The 14,864-nt window shown below is 70.6% G+C and carries 10 protein-coding genes and 1 tRNA gene; 1 reads left to right on the top strand and 10 read right to left on the bottom strand.

Annotated elements, in window-relative coordinates; all coding sequences use genetic code 11:
- Positions 1 to 83: 83 nt before the first annotated feature.
- Both FPV26_RS09835 and FPV26_RS09830 read right to left on the bottom strand, forming a co-directional pair.
- Entirely contained in the window at positions 84 to 1,379 is a 1,296-nt protein-coding gene (locus FPV26_RS09835) for a phospholipase effector Tle1 domain-containing protein (protein ID WP_147653712.1), read from the bottom strand.
- A 30-nt stretch (positions 1,380 to 1,409) separates the two neighbouring features.
- On the bottom strand, positions 1,410 to 1,937 hold the full coding sequence (locus FPV26_RS09830) for a hypothetical protein (protein ID WP_147653711.1): 528 nt from the start codon (positions 1,935 to 1,937) through the stop codon (positions 1,410 to 1,412).
- A 387-nt stretch (positions 1,938 to 2,324) separates the two neighbouring features.
- Here FPV26_RS09830 and FPV26_RS09825 point away from each other — a divergent pair, with 387 nt between their 5' ends.
- Positions 2,325 to 3,527, top strand: a complete 1,203-nt coding sequence (locus FPV26_RS09825) for an MFS transporter (protein WP_147653710.1) — start codon at positions 2,325 to 2,327, stop codon at positions 3,525 to 3,527.
- A gap of 135 nt (positions 3,528 to 3,662) precedes the next feature.
- On the opposite strand, the gene FPV26_RS12940 is transcribed toward FPV26_RS09825, so the two are convergent.
- The 8 genes from FPV26_RS12940 to serS form a co-directional block, all read right to left on the bottom strand.
- Positions 3,663 to 4,328 carry a YiaD family glycine zipper/OmpA-like lipoprotein gene (locus FPV26_RS12940; protein ID WP_147653709.1) on the bottom strand — a complete coding sequence of 222 codons (666 nt, stop codon included), beginning with the start codon at positions 4,326 to 4,328 and terminating at the stop codon, positions 3,663 to 3,665.
- 98 nt (positions 4,329 to 4,426) lie between these two features.
- Complete coding sequence (locus FPV26_RS09815; RefSeq protein ID WP_147653708.1) at positions 4,427 to 5,890, bottom strand: WS/DGAT/MGAT family O-acyltransferase; 1,464 nt, start codon at positions 5,888 to 5,890, stop codon at positions 4,427 to 4,429.
- A 60-nt stretch (positions 5,891 to 5,950) separates the two neighbouring features.
- Positions 5,951 to 9,307 (bottom strand): bifunctional diguanylate cyclase/phosphodiesterase, encoded by a 3,357-nt coding sequence (locus FPV26_RS09810; protein WP_181952622.1) that lies wholly within the window; start codon positions 9,305 to 9,307, stop codon positions 5,951 to 5,953.
- 111 nt (positions 9,308 to 9,418) lie between these two features.
- The gene (locus FPV26_RS09805; protein ID WP_147653706.1) at positions 9,419 to 10,837 is read right to left on the bottom strand and encodes a cryptochrome/photolyase family protein; all 1,419 of its coding nucleotides are present in this window, start codon (positions 10,835 to 10,837) and stop codon (positions 9,419 to 9,421) included.
- A gap of 42 nt (positions 10,838 to 10,879) precedes the next feature.
- Complete coding sequence (alr, locus tag FPV26_RS09800) at positions 10,880 to 12,061, bottom strand: alanine racemase (RefSeq protein ID WP_147653705.1); 1,182 nt, start codon at positions 12,059 to 12,061, stop codon at positions 10,880 to 10,882.
- An 80-nt stretch (positions 12,062 to 12,141) separates the two neighbouring features.
- A tRNA-Ser gene (locus tag FPV26_RS09795) sits at positions 12,142 to 12,231 on the bottom strand.
- Between the two features lie 40 nt (positions 12,232 to 12,271).
- Positions 12,272 to 13,258, bottom strand: coding sequence for a LysR family transcriptional regulator (locus FPV26_RS09790; RefSeq protein WP_147653704.1), 987 nt, complete (start codon positions 13,256 to 13,258; stop codon positions 12,272 to 12,274).
- Between the two features lie 153 nt (positions 13,259 to 13,411).
- Positions 13,412 to 14,758, bottom strand: coding sequence for a serine--tRNA ligase (gene serS / locus FPV26_RS09785; RefSeq protein WP_147653703.1), 1,347 nt, complete (start codon positions 14,756 to 14,758; stop codon positions 13,412 to 13,414).
- Between the last annotated feature and the right edge of the window lie 106 nt (positions 14,759 to 14,864).

Raw genomic sequence — 14,864 nt, 5'->3', positions numbered from 1 at the left:
GATCGACGCACACCCGATCAGGTCTACTTCAAACCGCAACCGCAGCCGTTGCCCAAGGCTGCGTAACCCCGGCAGGAATCCACTTATCGAACCGGGCTGAGCTGTTCAAACAAACGGGGCCACCTCTTGCCGCGGCTGGCTTCCATGCGCTGCACCGCGGCAAGCGTGCGGGTGTAGGTCAAATGGCCGGGATGGGCGGGATCGCGCAAGTCCACGGGGAGCGCCGCCTTCGACATGCCTGCGGCTTCCTGACGCAGATCGGCAAGTGAGGGCAAGGGCGCGGTTGGCGGCTGGCGACGGTACGCGAAGCGTGCGGCCAAAGCCTGGTCCACCGGTTCCCCGTCGCGGCAGGGATCCACGGTCCTGCAGTCGGCCAGCTCCCGGCGCAGGTCGCGCAGGCCGTCGCCATCCAGGCCGGGGACGGCCGTCAGTCCGCGCACCTGGTGGATGGTGTACAGCCGCGGATCGTCGGGCAGCGGCCGGTAGGCGAACAGCGGCCGGTCACGCAGGCCGTTGAGGTAATCGGCCATCGCATTGAACGCCAGCGTTTCCAGCCCGGGATCGCGGTTGCCGCCGCCGACGTCGGCGTGTCCGCCGGGCATCGGCAGGTTGACGAAGCGGCGGTCCGCGGACAGCCCGGGTTCGAGGATGGCCTGGTGCGGAAACGCCTCGCGCCGCTCGTGCACGGCCGCCAGGGCCATCGCACTGATCACGGACGGCGCGCGGCGCGCGTCGTAGTGCGCCGGCAGATGGGTCGCCACCGGGTCGAACAGGCCCATCGCCTGCGCCACCTGCCCCGGCGCCAGCAACGGCGGCCGCTCGGCCACCACCGTGATCCGGCCGTGCGCATCGCGTCCGAACGTCAGGCCCTCCGGATCGGCGATGCCGTAGCGGTCCACCAGACGCGTCAGCCCGGCGGCCAGCACCGCGCCGCGGCTGTAGCCGACCGCGACGAGGCGCACCCGGGCATCCGGAGCGTGCTGTTGCCATTGCCTTGTCTGCTCGGCGAGCGCCCGGTACGCCTCCTCGATCCTGTCGTCCCAGGTATACGGAATCCAGGCATCGGCGTAGCGTGCGAGCGGGTTGGGCTGGGTTCCGATGCCTTCGACGTACTTGTACCCGACACGATGGGCCGGATCGAGCGCCAGCAACGCGGCCTGCTTGGACAGGAGGCCGACATTGGTCGGGCGCTGCGTCGGGTCACCCGCATCCTGCCCCGTGCCGTCGAACAGGGCGAAGAACAGGTATTCGTGCGGGTTTCCTGCGCGTTGCAGCACGGGCACCTGCTGCAACGCCTGCAACGCGCGCGCCCGCTCGACCACTGCCAGATCGCCCTGTGTGGCCGGACGTGATTCGCCTTTCCTTGCCAGCTCGCCCATGTCGGCACTCCCTTGCCGCCGGTCCTGCGATCAGTAGGTATAGCTCCTGACCAGGACCAGGTCATTCCTGAAGTCGGCACGCATCACGCCTGCAACCTCGACCTGCTTCTTCAGGAAGATCATCGCTCGCATCCACACCCGGATGGTCCGGTCGTTCACTTCCAGGAGGATGGATGGTTCGTTGCGGTAGATGCCGTCCGGCAGATCCGCCATCTCCTCGCGCGCGACGTTGTGCCGGATCAGCTCGTCACGGAAGATCTCGCCGATGTCAATCTCGGCCCGGTGCGGCTGCCCGTCCTTCGAACGCCAGGTGACCACCGCCGGCGGCGGGAAGTTGCGGATCATGCCGTGCCCGCCGCCCAGATGGTCGAGATATCCCGGGCCATAGGTCGAGGCGGGCGGTGATGGTTCCTCGCTGCCATGCTCCAGGTTGGCGTACCACACCGAGCAGGTCAGGGTGTCGTAGCAATACGCGCCGAAGCTGTGGCGTTTGAACCGCAGCGGCCACTCCTTGACCGGCAGCCTGCGGACGGACGGGGACGCAGCGTCGGTGGACACGGGAGTCTCCTTGACCGAGGGGGCGGAATGGGCGCAGGCCGCCAGCGCCAGGACAGCGGCGGCGGTGAGGGCGTGAAGGGATCTGCCGGGCATCGTTCAACCTCCTGTCGTCTGGCGGCGCGGCGCGCGTCCGCTGCGGCCGAGGGCCGGATCATCGCCTTGGCACGCACTACGGTCAATTGGCCAACACCCACACGGTCGCATGCCACCACCCGGCCCGCACTACGCCACGCACGTGGCCGGCGACCCGATCCGTTCCTGCAAGCCACCGGCGCCCGCATCGGGCGCCGGGCATGAGGTCAGCCGCCGGGGCGTATGCTGGAGCGGCCCGACCCGTGCAGAAGCCGCCGGGTCGTTGCATGGAAGATTCCCGGCGGAAATCAGCCCATGCCACCACGAACATCGTCCGTACCGAAGCCGGGGCGACCGAGCAAACACGCCGGAATCCCTGCGGGAATCTGGGTTCTTGGGTTCGTCAGCATGCTGATGGACATCTCCTCCGAGATGATCCACAGCCTGCTGCCACTGTTCATGGTCGGCACGCTTGGCGCGAGCGCATTCGCGGTGGGTCTGGTCGAGGGATTGGCCGAATCCACTGCGCTGATCGTCAAAGTGTTTTCAGGCGTGCTCAGCGATTACCTGGGCAAGCGCAAGAGCCTGGCTGTTTTCGGCTATGCCCTGGGAGCCTTGACCAAACCGCTCTTTGCCATCGCACAGACCACCGGCATCGTGCTGATGGCGCGCTTGCTGGATCGAGTCGGCAAGGGTGTGCGAGGCGCACCGCGTGATGCCCTGGTGGCGGATATCGCGCCACCCGAGGTGCGTGGCGCGGCATTCGGTCTGCGCCAATCGCTGGACACCGTAGGCGCATTTCTCGGCCCGCTGCTGGCCGCAGGCCTGATGCTGTTGTGGGCCGACGACTTCCGGGCCGTGTTCTGGGTGGCCGTGATCCCTGGATTGCTCGCGGTTGCGCTGCTGCTGTTTGGCGTGCGCGAGCCCGAGCGGCATGTCGGCGAGAAGCGCGGAAACCCGATTCGCCGGGAAAACCTCGGGCGATTGAGCGGTGCGTATTGGTGGGTGGTCGGCGTGGGCGCGGTGTTCACGCTGGCCCGCTTCAGCGAAGCCTTTCTGGTGTTGCGAGCCCGGCAGGCAGGGATCGCCGTTGCGTTGGTGCCGCTGGTGATGGTGACCATGAATGTCGTCTATGCCGCGTCGGCCTATCCGTTCGGGAAGCTGTCCGACCGGATGAATCACAAGACACTCCTGGCCTGGGGCCTGCTCGTCCTGATTGCGGCCGATGTGGTCCTGGCAATGGATGCCCGGTGGACGACGGTACTCGCCGGCGTCGCGCTGTGGGGCATCCACATGGGCATGACGCAAGGCTTGTTGGCGACGATGATCGCGGATACGGCGCCCGCCGACCTTCGGGGCACCGCCTTTGGCTTCTTCAATATGGTCTGCGGTCTTGCCATGCTGATCGCCAGCCTAGTGGCGGGGCTGCTGTGGGACCGGCTTGGAGCCGCGTCCACTTTCCATGCGGGCGCGGTGTTCAGCGGCATTGCGTTGCTCGGCCTGCTCAGGAAATTCTGATTCGCCGGAATGACGGAATCGAAGTCATCCAGCCACTCCCCAGGCGCCGGCTGTCGCCGCCGGAACGCGCCCGGAACAGGACGGGCCGCCCGCGGGCGGCCCGTCGTTCTGGTCTTTCGGCGGGTGCCGGGGCGGTTACGACGCCACCGGCACGATCGTGATCTCCACCCGCCGGTTGCGCGCCCTGCCCTCGGCGGTTTCATTGGTGGCGACGGGGCGGGTCTCGCCGTAGCCGAGCACGGTCATGCGGGCATACGCCACGCCGCGGCCGGCGAGGTAGTTGGCCACGGATTGGGCGCGGCGTTCGGAGAGTTGCTGGTTGTACTGCTCCGAGCCGGTGCTGTCGGTGTGGCCGGCGACCTCGATGCGGGTCTGGTGGTACTGGCTCAGGGTCGCGGCGACGTCGTCGAGCACGGGCTGGAACTGCGGCTTGATCGCGGCGCTGTCCACGTCGAAGGTGATGCCGCTGGGCATGTTGAGGATGATGTTGTCGCCCTGGCGGATCACGTCCACGCCGCTGCCGGCCAGGCGCTTGCGCAGCTCGGCTTCCTGGCGGTCCTGGTAGGCGCCGATGCCGGCGCCGACGCCTGCGCCCACGGCGGCACCGACCAGGGCGCGCTGGCGGCGTTCGGTGGCGTCGTCGCCGGTGGCGGCGCCGACCACCGCACCGGTGACCGCGCCGATGATGGCGCCGGTACGGGTGCGGTTGGGGTCGTCGGGCGCGTCGGTTTGCCCGGTGTAGCTCGCGCAGCCGGCGATGGCGACGGCGAGCGCGGCGGAGAACAGGGGAAGGGTCTTCATGATGGCTCCTCGTCGTGATGGGCCCGGGGGCGGCCCCCAATGGACCCGACCACGCTACGTGCGAACGTGTCAGTGCGCGGTGACGGCGACGACGACGTTCAGCCGCCGGTCGGCAACAGCGCATCGGCCGCGACCGAATCGAGCGGATGCGACCAATCCCCCATCAGGGCGAGGTAGAGCAGCTTGTCGAACTCGGCCGCGAAGCGGCCGGTCACGCTGTCCGGATCCGGAATCAGGCGCGCGTCGGCGATCAGGCCGAAGTGCACGCGGCCGTTGTAGCTCATGATCGAGACGCCGATGCCGATCGAGCCGGTCTGCGGCACCCAGAACATCATCTCGCGCAGCTCGCAACCGGCCAGGTACAGCGGCTGCTGCGGCCCGGGCACGTTGGTGGCGACCATGCTGGCCTTGCGGCTGAACATCTCCAGCGCCAGCGACTGCACCGGCGGCGGGGTCATGCCGAGCGCGGCGAGCAGGCCGTAGGCGACGATCGCCTGGCGCGAGCCCTTGAGCTGGCGCATGCACTCGGCCACCAGTTCGAGCCGGCGCAGCGGGTTGCCCTCGCCCACCGGCAGTTCCAGGAACACCAGGCCGAAGTGGTTGCCGAGCTTGCGCGCGTGCTCGAGCGGGCGCAGGTTCACGGGCACCGTGGCGCGCACGGTCATGCCGTCGAGCGTCTCCCCGCGTTCGCGCATGTACTCGCGCAGGGCGCCGGCGGCGGTGGCCATCAGCACGTCGTTGACGGTGCAGTCGCAGGCGCGACCCACCGCCTTCACCGCTTCCAGGTCGAGCGGTTCGGCCCAGGCCACGCGCTTGCGGGTGCCGAGCGAGCCGCGCAGCAGCGAGGGCGGGTCGTCGGGCAGCGCGATCGCGGACAGCAACTCATAGGCGATCGCCCCGCCCTCGCGCGCCAGCACCGCGGCCAGGGTGGGATCGCGGTACATCGCCATGCCCTGCTCCAGCACCTTGCCGCCGAGTGCCATGTAGCGGTCGAGCGCGCCCACGCGCCGGGCCACGGGCGCGGCCTCGTGCTTGAGCCAGGCGCGGGCGAGGTCGCTGCCGCGGGCGGGACGCCGGGTGGTGTCGGTGAGCGAGAGCAGCACCTGCACCAGGGCGATGCCGTCGGCATAGCAGTGGTGGATGCGCGCGACCAGCGCCGAGCCGCCGCGGTAGCCCTCGATCAGATGGAACTGCCACAGCGGCCGGGCGGGATCGAGCGGCGTGGAAGCGAGGCGGCTGACGAAGCGCTCCAGCGCGCGCTTGTCGCCGCGGCCGGGCAGCGGCGCGGCCTGCACGTGCCAGTCGAGGTCGAAGTGCGTGTCCTCCTCCCACACCGCGCCGGTCGGCGTCTGCACCGGCTTCTGGCGGAAGCGCGCGTAGGCCAGGAAGCGCTGCCTCACCACCCGTTTCAGCGCTGCCAGCGACATCGGCTCGGCGAACATCAGCACGCCGGTGATCATCATCGGGTTGGTGGGGCGCTCCATGCGCAGCCACGCGGTGTCCACCCGCGACATCGGCTCGCGGCGTGCACGACGCGGCCTGCGTGGCTTGGCTGCGGCCATCTCCACCCTCTCCCGTGCCTTCCCGGCCCTTGCGAGTGAAGCATGCCGCCCGGGGTGGACTCAATCGCCCGGCAGCGCGCCGTGCAGCTCCGGCAGGCGGATCTCGCCGCGCCGCAGCACGACGGCGAAATCCTCGGCCGACAGCGGCCGGCTGTAGAGGTAGCCCTGGGCCTCGTCGCAGCCGTGCCGCGCCAGCGCCTCGGCCTGGGCGATGGTCTCCACGCCCTCGGCGACGACATGGTGGCCGAGCGCGTGCGCCATGCCGAGGATCGCCTGCACGATCGCCAACTGGCGCGCTTCGTCCGGCAGGCCGGCGACGAAGGAGCGGTCGATCTTGAGCGTGTCGAACGGGTACTGGACCAGGTAGTTCAGGCTCGAATAGCCCACGCCGAAGTCGTCCACCGCCACCCGCACGCCCAGCGCCTTGAGGTCGGCGATCAACTGCTGCGCGCGTTCGAGGTGGCCGAACATCTGCGACTCGGTGAACTCGATCTCCAGGCACTGCGGCGGCAGCCCGCTGCCGTCCAGCGCGCGGCGCACCGAGGCCAGCAGCCGGTCCGCGTCGAAGCGCGCGAGCGAGACGTTCACCGACACTGGCACCGCCGGCAGCCCGGCGTCCTGCCAGGCCTTGTTGCGGCGGCAGGCCTCCTGCATCACCCACTCGTCCATGGGCACGATCAGGCCGGTCTCCTCGGCCACCGGGATGAACTCCGAAGGCGGCACCAGCACGCCGTCGGAGGTGCGCCAGCGCACCAGCGCCTCCATCCCGGTCACCGCGCCATCACGCAGCCGCACCTTCGGCTGGTACACCAGGAAGAAGTCCTCGTGCGCGAGGGCGAAGCGCAGGTCGTGCTCCATGCGCATGCGCGCCTCGGCCTTCTCGCTCATCTGCGCGGTGAAGTAGCTGTAGCGCCCGCGTCCGGCCTGCTTGGCGTGGTACAGCGCGGTGTCGGCCTGCATCATCAGGGTCTTGACGTCGCGCGCGTCCTGCGGGAACAGGGCGATGCCGATGCTGGCCGAGACGTGCAGGTCCTGGCCCTCGTGCGGGATCGGCCGCTCCACTGCCTGGATCAGTTTCTCGGCCACGCGCGCGGCGTCGCGCGGGTCGGCCAGGCGCACCAGCAGCAGCACGAACTCGTCGCCGCCCTGCCGGCTCACGGTGTCGTCCTCGCGCACGCTCTCGACCAGCCGGCGCGAGATTTCCTGCAGCACCTTGTCGCCGACCGCGTGGCCGAGCGAGTCGTTGATGTGCTTGAAGAAATCCAGGTCGAGGAACAGCAGCGCGCCCTTGCGGCCCTCGCGGGTCTTGGCCAGCTCCTGCGACAGGCGGTCATGCAGCAGCACGCGGTTGGGCAGCTGGGTCAGGTGGTCGTGCTGCGCCATGTGCGCCATTTCCAGCGCCATGGTGTGGGCATGGCTGACGTCGCGCAGCACCATCACGCCGCCGGTCAGGGCGCCCTGCCCGTCCACGATCGGCGCCACCGAGACCTCGACCCGGGTGCGCTCGCCGTCGCGCCGCACCAGCGCGGTCTCGCTGTGCAGGGTCAACCGCCCATGCGAGTCGAACGCCATCCGTATCGGCGAGAGCACGCGCTCCTCGCCCTTGACCTCCAGGATACGCACCACCTCTTCGAGCGGTCGGCCGAGCGCCTCGTCGCTGCGCCAGCCGGTCATGGTCTCGGCAACGGGGTTGAACAGGGTGATGCGCTGTTCGGTGTCGCAGGCCACCACTGCGTCGCCGATCGCGTCCAGGATCACCCGCGCGCGGTCGCGGTCCTGCTGCATGTCCCGCGCCTCGACGACACGAGCGACCACCGGACGCACCGCGCACAGGCGGCCCGCGCCGAGCGCCTGCTGGTGCGGCCCGACCAGCAGTTCCACGCTGAAACGGTGACCGTCGAAATGGCGCCCCTGCAACGGGCCGGCGGCGGTCTCGCGCAGCACCGGCGGCTCCTGCGCCGCGGCTGCCTCGACCGCGCTACGTTCCGCGCCCGGCAGCAGCAGCGTCAGCGGCTGCCCCGGCAGGGTCGCACCGGCGTAACCGAACAGCGCGGCGAAGCGGTCGTTGACCGCGGCGAGCGTGCCGTCGTCGGCCACGACGCATAGTGCCTCCGGCGTGGCCTCGAACAGCGCCAGGGCGCGCTCGTTGCCGGCGTTGCGCCAGCTCACGTCCTGGGCGATGGCGACGAAGCCCTCCACCGCGCCTTCGGCATCGTGTTCCGGTACGTAGGTCCACTCCAGTTCGCGGCCGTCGGGCAGCGCGGCGGTGAACCGCTGCACCTGGCCGAGCAGCGCGCGCTCGGCCCGGCCGGCCAGGCGCGAGCCGAGCGGTTCGCCGTAGACCTGCATCAGGGTGCGGTCGAGCAGCGCATCGGGCGGGCGGCCGTGGAAGCTGCGGTACTGCGGATTGACCGCGCGGTGGCGCAGCCCGCGATCGAACTCGGCGATCAGGACCGGCGCATGCTCGACGACATGCCGCAGGTGCTCCTGCGCATGCCGCGCCAGGCGCTGCGTGCGCGCCCTACGCGCGATCGCGACCGCGGCCAGCCATGGGGCGAACGCCACCAGCGCCAGCGCCAGGCCCGCCTGCGGCAGGCCGGCCGCGTCGCCGCGCAACCAGGCCGCGCCGCACACCATCGCGTAGCCGAGCGCACCGAGCAACGCGGTGCCGAACATGCCCAGCCGCCAGGCCGCGAGCAGCAACGGCAGCGGCAGCGCCGCGTAGGGCCATGCGGTCCATGCCGGCGCGGCGTACACGAGCCCGGCGATCAGCGCCAACCCGAGCCAGAACTCCGGTGCGCGGCCCTCGGCGCGCCAGTCCTCGGCCACGTCGGCGCGATAGCTCCAGAACACGGGCACCAGCAGCGCCAGGCCAGCGGCATGGGCCATCCACCAGCGTGGCAGCATTTCGAGGAAGCCGCCGGTCCCTAGCCCGACCGCCGCCAATCCGGCCAGCACGGCCCCCACGCCGGGCGCGAGGCCAAGCAGGACCAGCGCGGCGACGAACACGCCACGCGGCTCCGGCGGTTCACCCGGTGCGACGCTCCACGCCCGTATGCCCAGCCAGGCCACGCAGGCCTCCACCGCCTGCACCGCCGCGAACGCCACCGCGGCCAGCGGCGCGGATTGCAGCCCGAGGCCGGCCAGCACCAGCGCGACGAATCCGACCGCCAGCAGCCACCACGCCTGCATCCCGACGCGGCGCAGCATCATGCCGGCCAGCACGCCGCCGGCCGGCCACACCGCGGCCATGCCCGTCCCCTCGCCCCACAGACGCAGCGCCAGCCAGGCCAGCGCACCGACCGCCAGGCCGGTGAACAGCAGCGTACGCAGGCGCGAGGGTGCCACCTCGCGCTCGAGGTCGTGCCGTGCCGTATCCCCCTCAGCGGCGACGGCGGGCTTCGCCTTCCAGAGCATCCTGCACTCCCGCATCCGGTGCGGCGACGTTACACCTGCGCCGGCGTGACGCCCGTGCGCATGATGCGTTGCGTGAAGCGCATAACACTCCCGCCATGAAGCTCCGCACGTTCAGCGCGAACGGCGCCAGGCGTCCAGGGCGGCCACGCGCCCGGCGGCCGGATCCACCAGGGGGCGGCGCGGATAGCGCGGCGCAGCCCGGGCCAGCAGTCCGGGCCGCTCCCAGGGGGCGAAACGCAGCGGCACCGGCAGCGCCGCCAGTTCCGGCAGCCAGCGCGCGATGTAGGCACCCTCGGGATCGAAGCGCGCCGCCTGCGTGACCGGGTTGAACACGCGGAAGTACGGTGCGGCGTCCGCACCGGTGCCCGCGCTCCACTGCCAGCCCTGGGTGTTGTTGGCCAGGTCGGCGTCCACCAGCGTGTCCCAGAACCAGCGAGCTCCGTGCTCCCAGTGCAGGCGCAGGTGCTTGGTCAGGTAGCTCGCCACCAGCATGCGCACGCGGTTGTGCATCCAGCCCGTGGCCCACAGCTCGCGCATGCCGGCGTCCACGATCGGGATGCCGGTGCGGCCGTGCCGCCAGGCATCGAGCGCGCGCGGATCGGGGCGCGCCCAGGGGAAGGCGTCGAAGCGGCGGTCGAGGTTGCGCGCCGGTGTGTCCGGGAAGTGGTGCAGCAGGTGGTGGCCGAACTCGCGCCAGCCGAGTTCGGCGCGGAACTTCGCGATGTCCTCCGCCGGTGCCGTGCTCGCCTCCAGCGCGGCGAGCACGCGCACGACCGAGATCTCGCCGAAGTGCAGGTGCGGCGACAAGCGCGAAGTGCCATCCAGGTCCGGCCGGTCGCGGCGCGTGGCGTAGCCGGTGAGCGCCTGGTCGAGGAAGCGCTGCAGCGCCGCGCGCGCCCCGGCCTCGCCCGGCGTGAAGCGCCGCCAGAAGCCTTCGTCCCACGATCGCGGCGGCGCGAGGTCGAGTCCGGCGAGGCTCACGCCTTCGGGCACGTCCGCGTCGTCGGGCAAGGGGTCGAAACGCGCCGGCGCGTCCCAGGTGCGGGGCGGGCGCAGCGCCGCCTGCGCCGCATTCCAGAACGGCGTGAACACGCGGTAGGGATCGCCCTGGCGGGTGGCCAGTTCCCACGGTTCCAGCAGCAGCGCGCCGTTGAAGCTCTCCGCGCGCACGCCCTGGCGGCGCAGGGTGCGCTTGATCGTGGCGTCGCGGCGTTCCACCGCGGGCTCGTAGCGGCGGTTCCAGAACACCGCCTCGGCGCCGCTGATCGCCACCAGGCTCTGCAAGGCCGGGAGCGTGGGCCCATGGAACAGGCGCAGGCGCGAGCCGCGGGCGCGCAGGGCGGCGTCGAGCGCGGCCAGCGAGCGGTGGCGCCAGGCGTCGGAAGCCGCGCCGGGCGCCCACGGCGCTTCCTCCTGCGGCGCGTGGATGTACACCGGCACCGGCAGGTAGCCGCCCGCCAGCGCCGCACGCAGGGCGGGGTTGTCATCCAGACGCAGGTCGTTCCGGAACCAGACGATTGCGCAAGCCATCGCCCCTCCTCGTCATGCACCTGCCGACCTGCGGCGCGTCGGTCACCCCGGGCCGGGCCCTCCGCCCACATATTCGCGCGGGATGCGCTCGTTGAGCCCGGTCAGGATTTCATAGGGGATCGTGCCGGCGGCGAGCGCGACCTCCTCGCAACGGATCTCGGCGCCATCCTGGTGCCCGATCAGCACCACCTCGTCGCCGTTGTACGCGGTGCCCTCGGGGCCGAGGTCCACCATGAACTGGTCCATGCACACGCGCCCGACGATCGGGTACCGCACCCCGCGCACCAGCACCTCGCCCCGCGAGGACAGCGCGCGCGGGTAGCCGTCGCCGTAGCCGATCGGCACGGTGATCACGCGCGTATCGCACGGCGCGGCCCAGGTGGCGCCATAACTCACCGTGCGCCCGGCCTTCACCACCTTGAAGTACACCACCCGCGAGACCAGCGACAGCACCGGCCGCAAGGCCAGCGGCGAACGCGCCGACGGCGCTGGCATCACTCCGAACAGCGCGATGCCCGGCCGCACCATGTCGAGCCAGGTGTCGGGAAAGTGCAGCACCCCGCCCGAGTTCGCCAGGTGCCGCACCGGCATCGGCACGCCGAGCCGGTCGAAATGCGCGCAGGCCTCCAGGAAGCGCGCCACCTGCACGGCGGTCATCGGGCTGTCCGGCTCGTCGGCGCAGGCCAGGTGCGAATACACGCCCTTCACCGTGCACCAGCGCGAGGCGACCGCGGCCTCGATGAAGCGGCCGGCATTCTCGCTGTGCACGCCGATCCGTTCCATCCCGGTGTCTATCTTCAGGTGGATCACCGCGCGGCGGCCCATGGCCTCGGCGGCGCGTTCCACCTGCCGCAGCTTGTCCAGCGAGGAAACCGTCACCTCGAGGTCATGCGCAAGGAACTGCGTGACCTGCGGCGCGTAGATGCCGCCCAGCACCAGGATCGGGATGGTCACCCCCGCTTGGCGCAGGGCGATCCCCTCCTCCACGAACGCCACACCCAACTGCGCGATGCCCTGCGCCTGCAGGTGCCGCGCAACCGGCACCAGGCCATGGCCATAGGCGTTGGCCTTGACGATGCCCATCACCGGCACGCCCACGTGGGCCCCGATCGCCTGCAGGTTGTGGCTCAACGCGTCCAGGTCCACCCGGACGCGCGTGGGGCGGTCGCAGGCTTCGGTGCCATGCGGCGAGAGAGCGGGGGCTTCGGCGCTTGGGCGGTGCATGCCGCGATTGTAGGGACGGGAACTGGCTGGATCGGTGGTGGCAGCCGGATGCGGACGCCCGTGCGGGGCGTGCGCAGGATTGGCGGAGAGGGTGGGATTCGAACCCACGGTGGGCGTGAACCCACGGCAGTTTTCAAGACTGCTGCCTTAAACCGCTCGGCCACCTCTCCGTGAACGGGATTGTCGCATGCGCCCTGCGGCGCGCGGGCCTCATGATCCGTTGCGGGCCATGGGCACGATGTCCTCGGGGCACGGCATGCCCTTGATCTCGCGGCAGTGCAGCCGCGCGGCCTCGAGCTGTGGCGGCAGCTTCTCGGCGAGGAAGTCAATGAACACCCGCACCGCCGGCAGCAAACCGTGGCGCGAGGCGAACACCGCGTGCGCGATGCCCTGCGGCAGCCGCCACTGCGGCAGCACCACCTCGAGCCGGCCGTCCCGCACGGCATCGGCGCAGACCGTCTCCGGCAGCAGGGTGATGCCCAGCCCGTCCATCACCAGCTGCTTGAGCATGGGGAAGTCGAAGCCCGACAGCCGCGGCTGCAGCTCCACCCGCCGCACCTCGCCATCGGGGCCGTGCAGCTCCCAGCGCTGGCGCGCCTCGTCCTCGCTCACGCTGAGCGTGACGTGCTCGGCCAGATCCTCCGGCCGCTGCGGGCGTCCCGCACGGTCGAGGTATTTCGGGCTGGCCACCAGCAGCTCCTGCACCTGGCCGAAGCTGCGCATCACCAGGCTGCCGTCGTCGTCGAGCCGGGTGCGCACGCGCAGGGCCACGTCGAAGCCCTCGTTGATCAGGTCCACGCGCCGGTTGCTGACGTGCAGCTGCAGCCGCACCTTCGGGTAACGGGCCAGGAACTCGGGCAGCAGCTTCGGCATCTGCTGCTGGGCCAGCGAGACCGGCACGCTCACCCGCACCACCCCGCGCGGCTCGGCGCTGAGCCGGTCCACCACCTCGCGCGCGGCCTGGGCCTCGGCGAGCATGGACTGGGCGTGCCGGTACACGTTCTGGCCGACGTCGGTGACCGCGAAATGGCGGGTCGAGCGCTGCAGCAGGCGCACGCCGAGCTCGTTCTCCAGCGCGCTGATGCGCCGGCTCAGGCGCGATTTGGGGATGCCCAGGGCGCGCTCGGCCGCGGCGAACCCGCCGTGGTCCACGACGGCGGCGAAGTAGTACAGATCGTTGAGGTCGCTGACGGCCATGGAGTTCCATATGTGGAACGAACCACGGAATTTCAACACCGCCAGGCCGTCCTGCGCAACGAAAGCCACGACCCCACGCCCATGATGAGGTCCGAGGCAGTCGTCATCCCGGCGCAAGCTGGAATGACGGAAACGAAGCCGTCCGGGTGTCCCCTATGCGATCCGCTCCGCACCGCCCATGTACGGCCGCAGCACCTCGGGCACGGTGATCGAACCGTCCGCGTTCTGGCAGTTCTCCATCACCGCGATCAGCGCCCGGCCCACCGCCACGCCCGAGCCGTTCAGGGTGTGCACCAGCTCCGGCTTGCCGGTGGCCGGGTTGCGCCAGCGCGCCTGCATCCGCCGCGCCTGGAAGTCGCCGCAGTTCGAGCAGCTGGAGATCTCGCGATAGGTGCCCTGCGAGGGCAGCCAGACCTCCAGGTCGTAGGTCTTGCGCGCGGCGAAACCCATGTCGCCGCTGCACAGCAGCACGCGCCGGTACGGCAGGCCCAGCCGCTCCAGCACCACCTCCGCGCAGCGGGTCATGCGCTCGTGCTCGGCGTCGCTCTCGTGCGGCCGCGCGATCGAGACCAGCTCCACCTTCTCGAACTGGTGCTGGCGGATCATGCCGCGCACGTCCTTGCCGTAGCTGCCGGCCTCGGCGCGGAAGCACATCGAATGCGCAGTCATGCGCAGCGGCAGGCGCGCGTCCTCGACGATCTCGTCGCGGACGATGTTGGTCAGCGGCACCTCGGAGGTCGGGATCAGGTAGCGCTTGCCGGCCGAATCCCCCTCGCCCACCGTGGTCGCGAACAGGTCCTCCTCGAACTTCGGCAACTGCCCGGTGCCGCGCATGGTTTCGGCGTTCACCAGCAGCGGGATGTTGGTCTCCTCGTAGCCGTGTTCGTTCACGTGCAGGTCGAGCATGAACTGCGCCAGGGCGCGGTGCAGGCGCGCGAGCTGGCCGCGCAGCACGGTGAAGCGCGCACCGGAGAGCTTGGCCGCGGTCTCGGCGTCGAGCCAGCCGTGGCGGGCGCCGAGCTCGACGTGGTCCTTCGGCGCGAAACCCTCCGCCGCGAAGTCGCGCGGCGTGCCCCAGCGGTGCCGCTCGACGTTGTCGCGCTCGTCGCGGCCGGTGGGCACGGCGTCGTCCGGCAGGTTGGGGATGCCGAGCGCGATCGCCTCGATCTCGGCACGGATCGCGTCGAGCTCGGCTTCGGATTTCTTGAGCTCTTCGCTGAAGCTAGCAACCTCCTTTTTCGCCTGTTCAGCCAGATCCACGTAATGCCCCGCGTCCAGGCCGTCTTCCGCTGCTTCCTTATTCGCTAGCGCGTAAAAGCGACCAATTTCCTTGGACTTTGTGTTGCGCAGGTTCTGCAGCTCCTGGGTGCGCACCTGCAGGCGCTTGCGCTCGGCCTCCAGCGACTCCAGCCGTTCGACCGGCAGTTCGAAGCCGCGGCGTTCGCGCAGGCGCGCGGCGAGTTCGGCGGGCTGGGAACGCAGCAGGGCGGGATCGAGCATGGGGTCTCTCGGCAGGCGAACGAAGGCTGAATTATCGCGTGTCCCGCAGCCTCGCGCCGCCAGGCGCTCACGGTCGCTGTGCCAGAATCCGGCCGCTCCCCCGAAG

Source organism: Vulcaniibacterium gelatinicum, assembly GCF_008033445.1.
GTDB lineage: Bacteria > Pseudomonadota > Gammaproteobacteria > Xanthomonadales > Xanthomonadaceae > Vulcaniibacterium_B > Vulcaniibacterium_B gelatinicum.
The sequence above is the reverse complement of the archived record's forward strand: the minus strand, read 5'-3'. Positions and strand labels throughout refer to the sequence as shown.

Coding starts and splice junctions, on each gene's coding strand:
- FPV26_RS09825 (WP_147653710.1), top strand. CDS start 2,325: ATGCCACCACGAACATCGTCCGTACCGAAGCCGGGGCGACCGAGCAAA.
- FPV26_RS09810 (WP_181952622.1), bottom strand. CDS start 9,307: ATGCTCTGGAAGGCGAAGCCCGCCGTCGCCGCTGAGGGGGATACGGCA.
- serS (WP_147653703.1), bottom strand. CDS start 14,758: ATGCTCGATCCCGCCCTGCTGCGTTCCCAGCCCGCCGAACTCGCCGCG.
- FPV26_RS09815 (WP_147653708.1), bottom strand. CDS start 5,890: ATGGCCGCAGCCAAGCCACGCAGGCCGCGTCGTGCACGCCGCGAGCCG.
- FPV26_RS12940 (WP_147653709.1), bottom strand. CDS start 4,328: ATGAAGACCCTTCCCCTGTTCTCCGCCGCGCTCGCCGTCGCCATCGCC.
- FPV26_RS09805 (WP_147653706.1), bottom strand. CDS start 10,837: ATGGCTTGCGCAATCGTCTGGTTCCGGAACGACCTGCGTCTGGATGAC.
- alr (WP_147653705.1), bottom strand. CDS start 12,061: ATGCACCGCCCAAGCGCCGAAGCCCCCGCTCTCTCGCCGCATGGCACC.
- FPV26_RS09835 (WP_147653712.1), bottom strand. CDS start 1,379: ATGGGCGAGCTGGCAAGGAAAGGCGAATCACGTCCGGCCACACAGGGC.
- FPV26_RS09790 (WP_147653704.1), bottom strand. CDS start 13,258: ATGGCCGTCAGCGACCTCAACGATCTGTACTACTTCGCCGCCGTCGTG.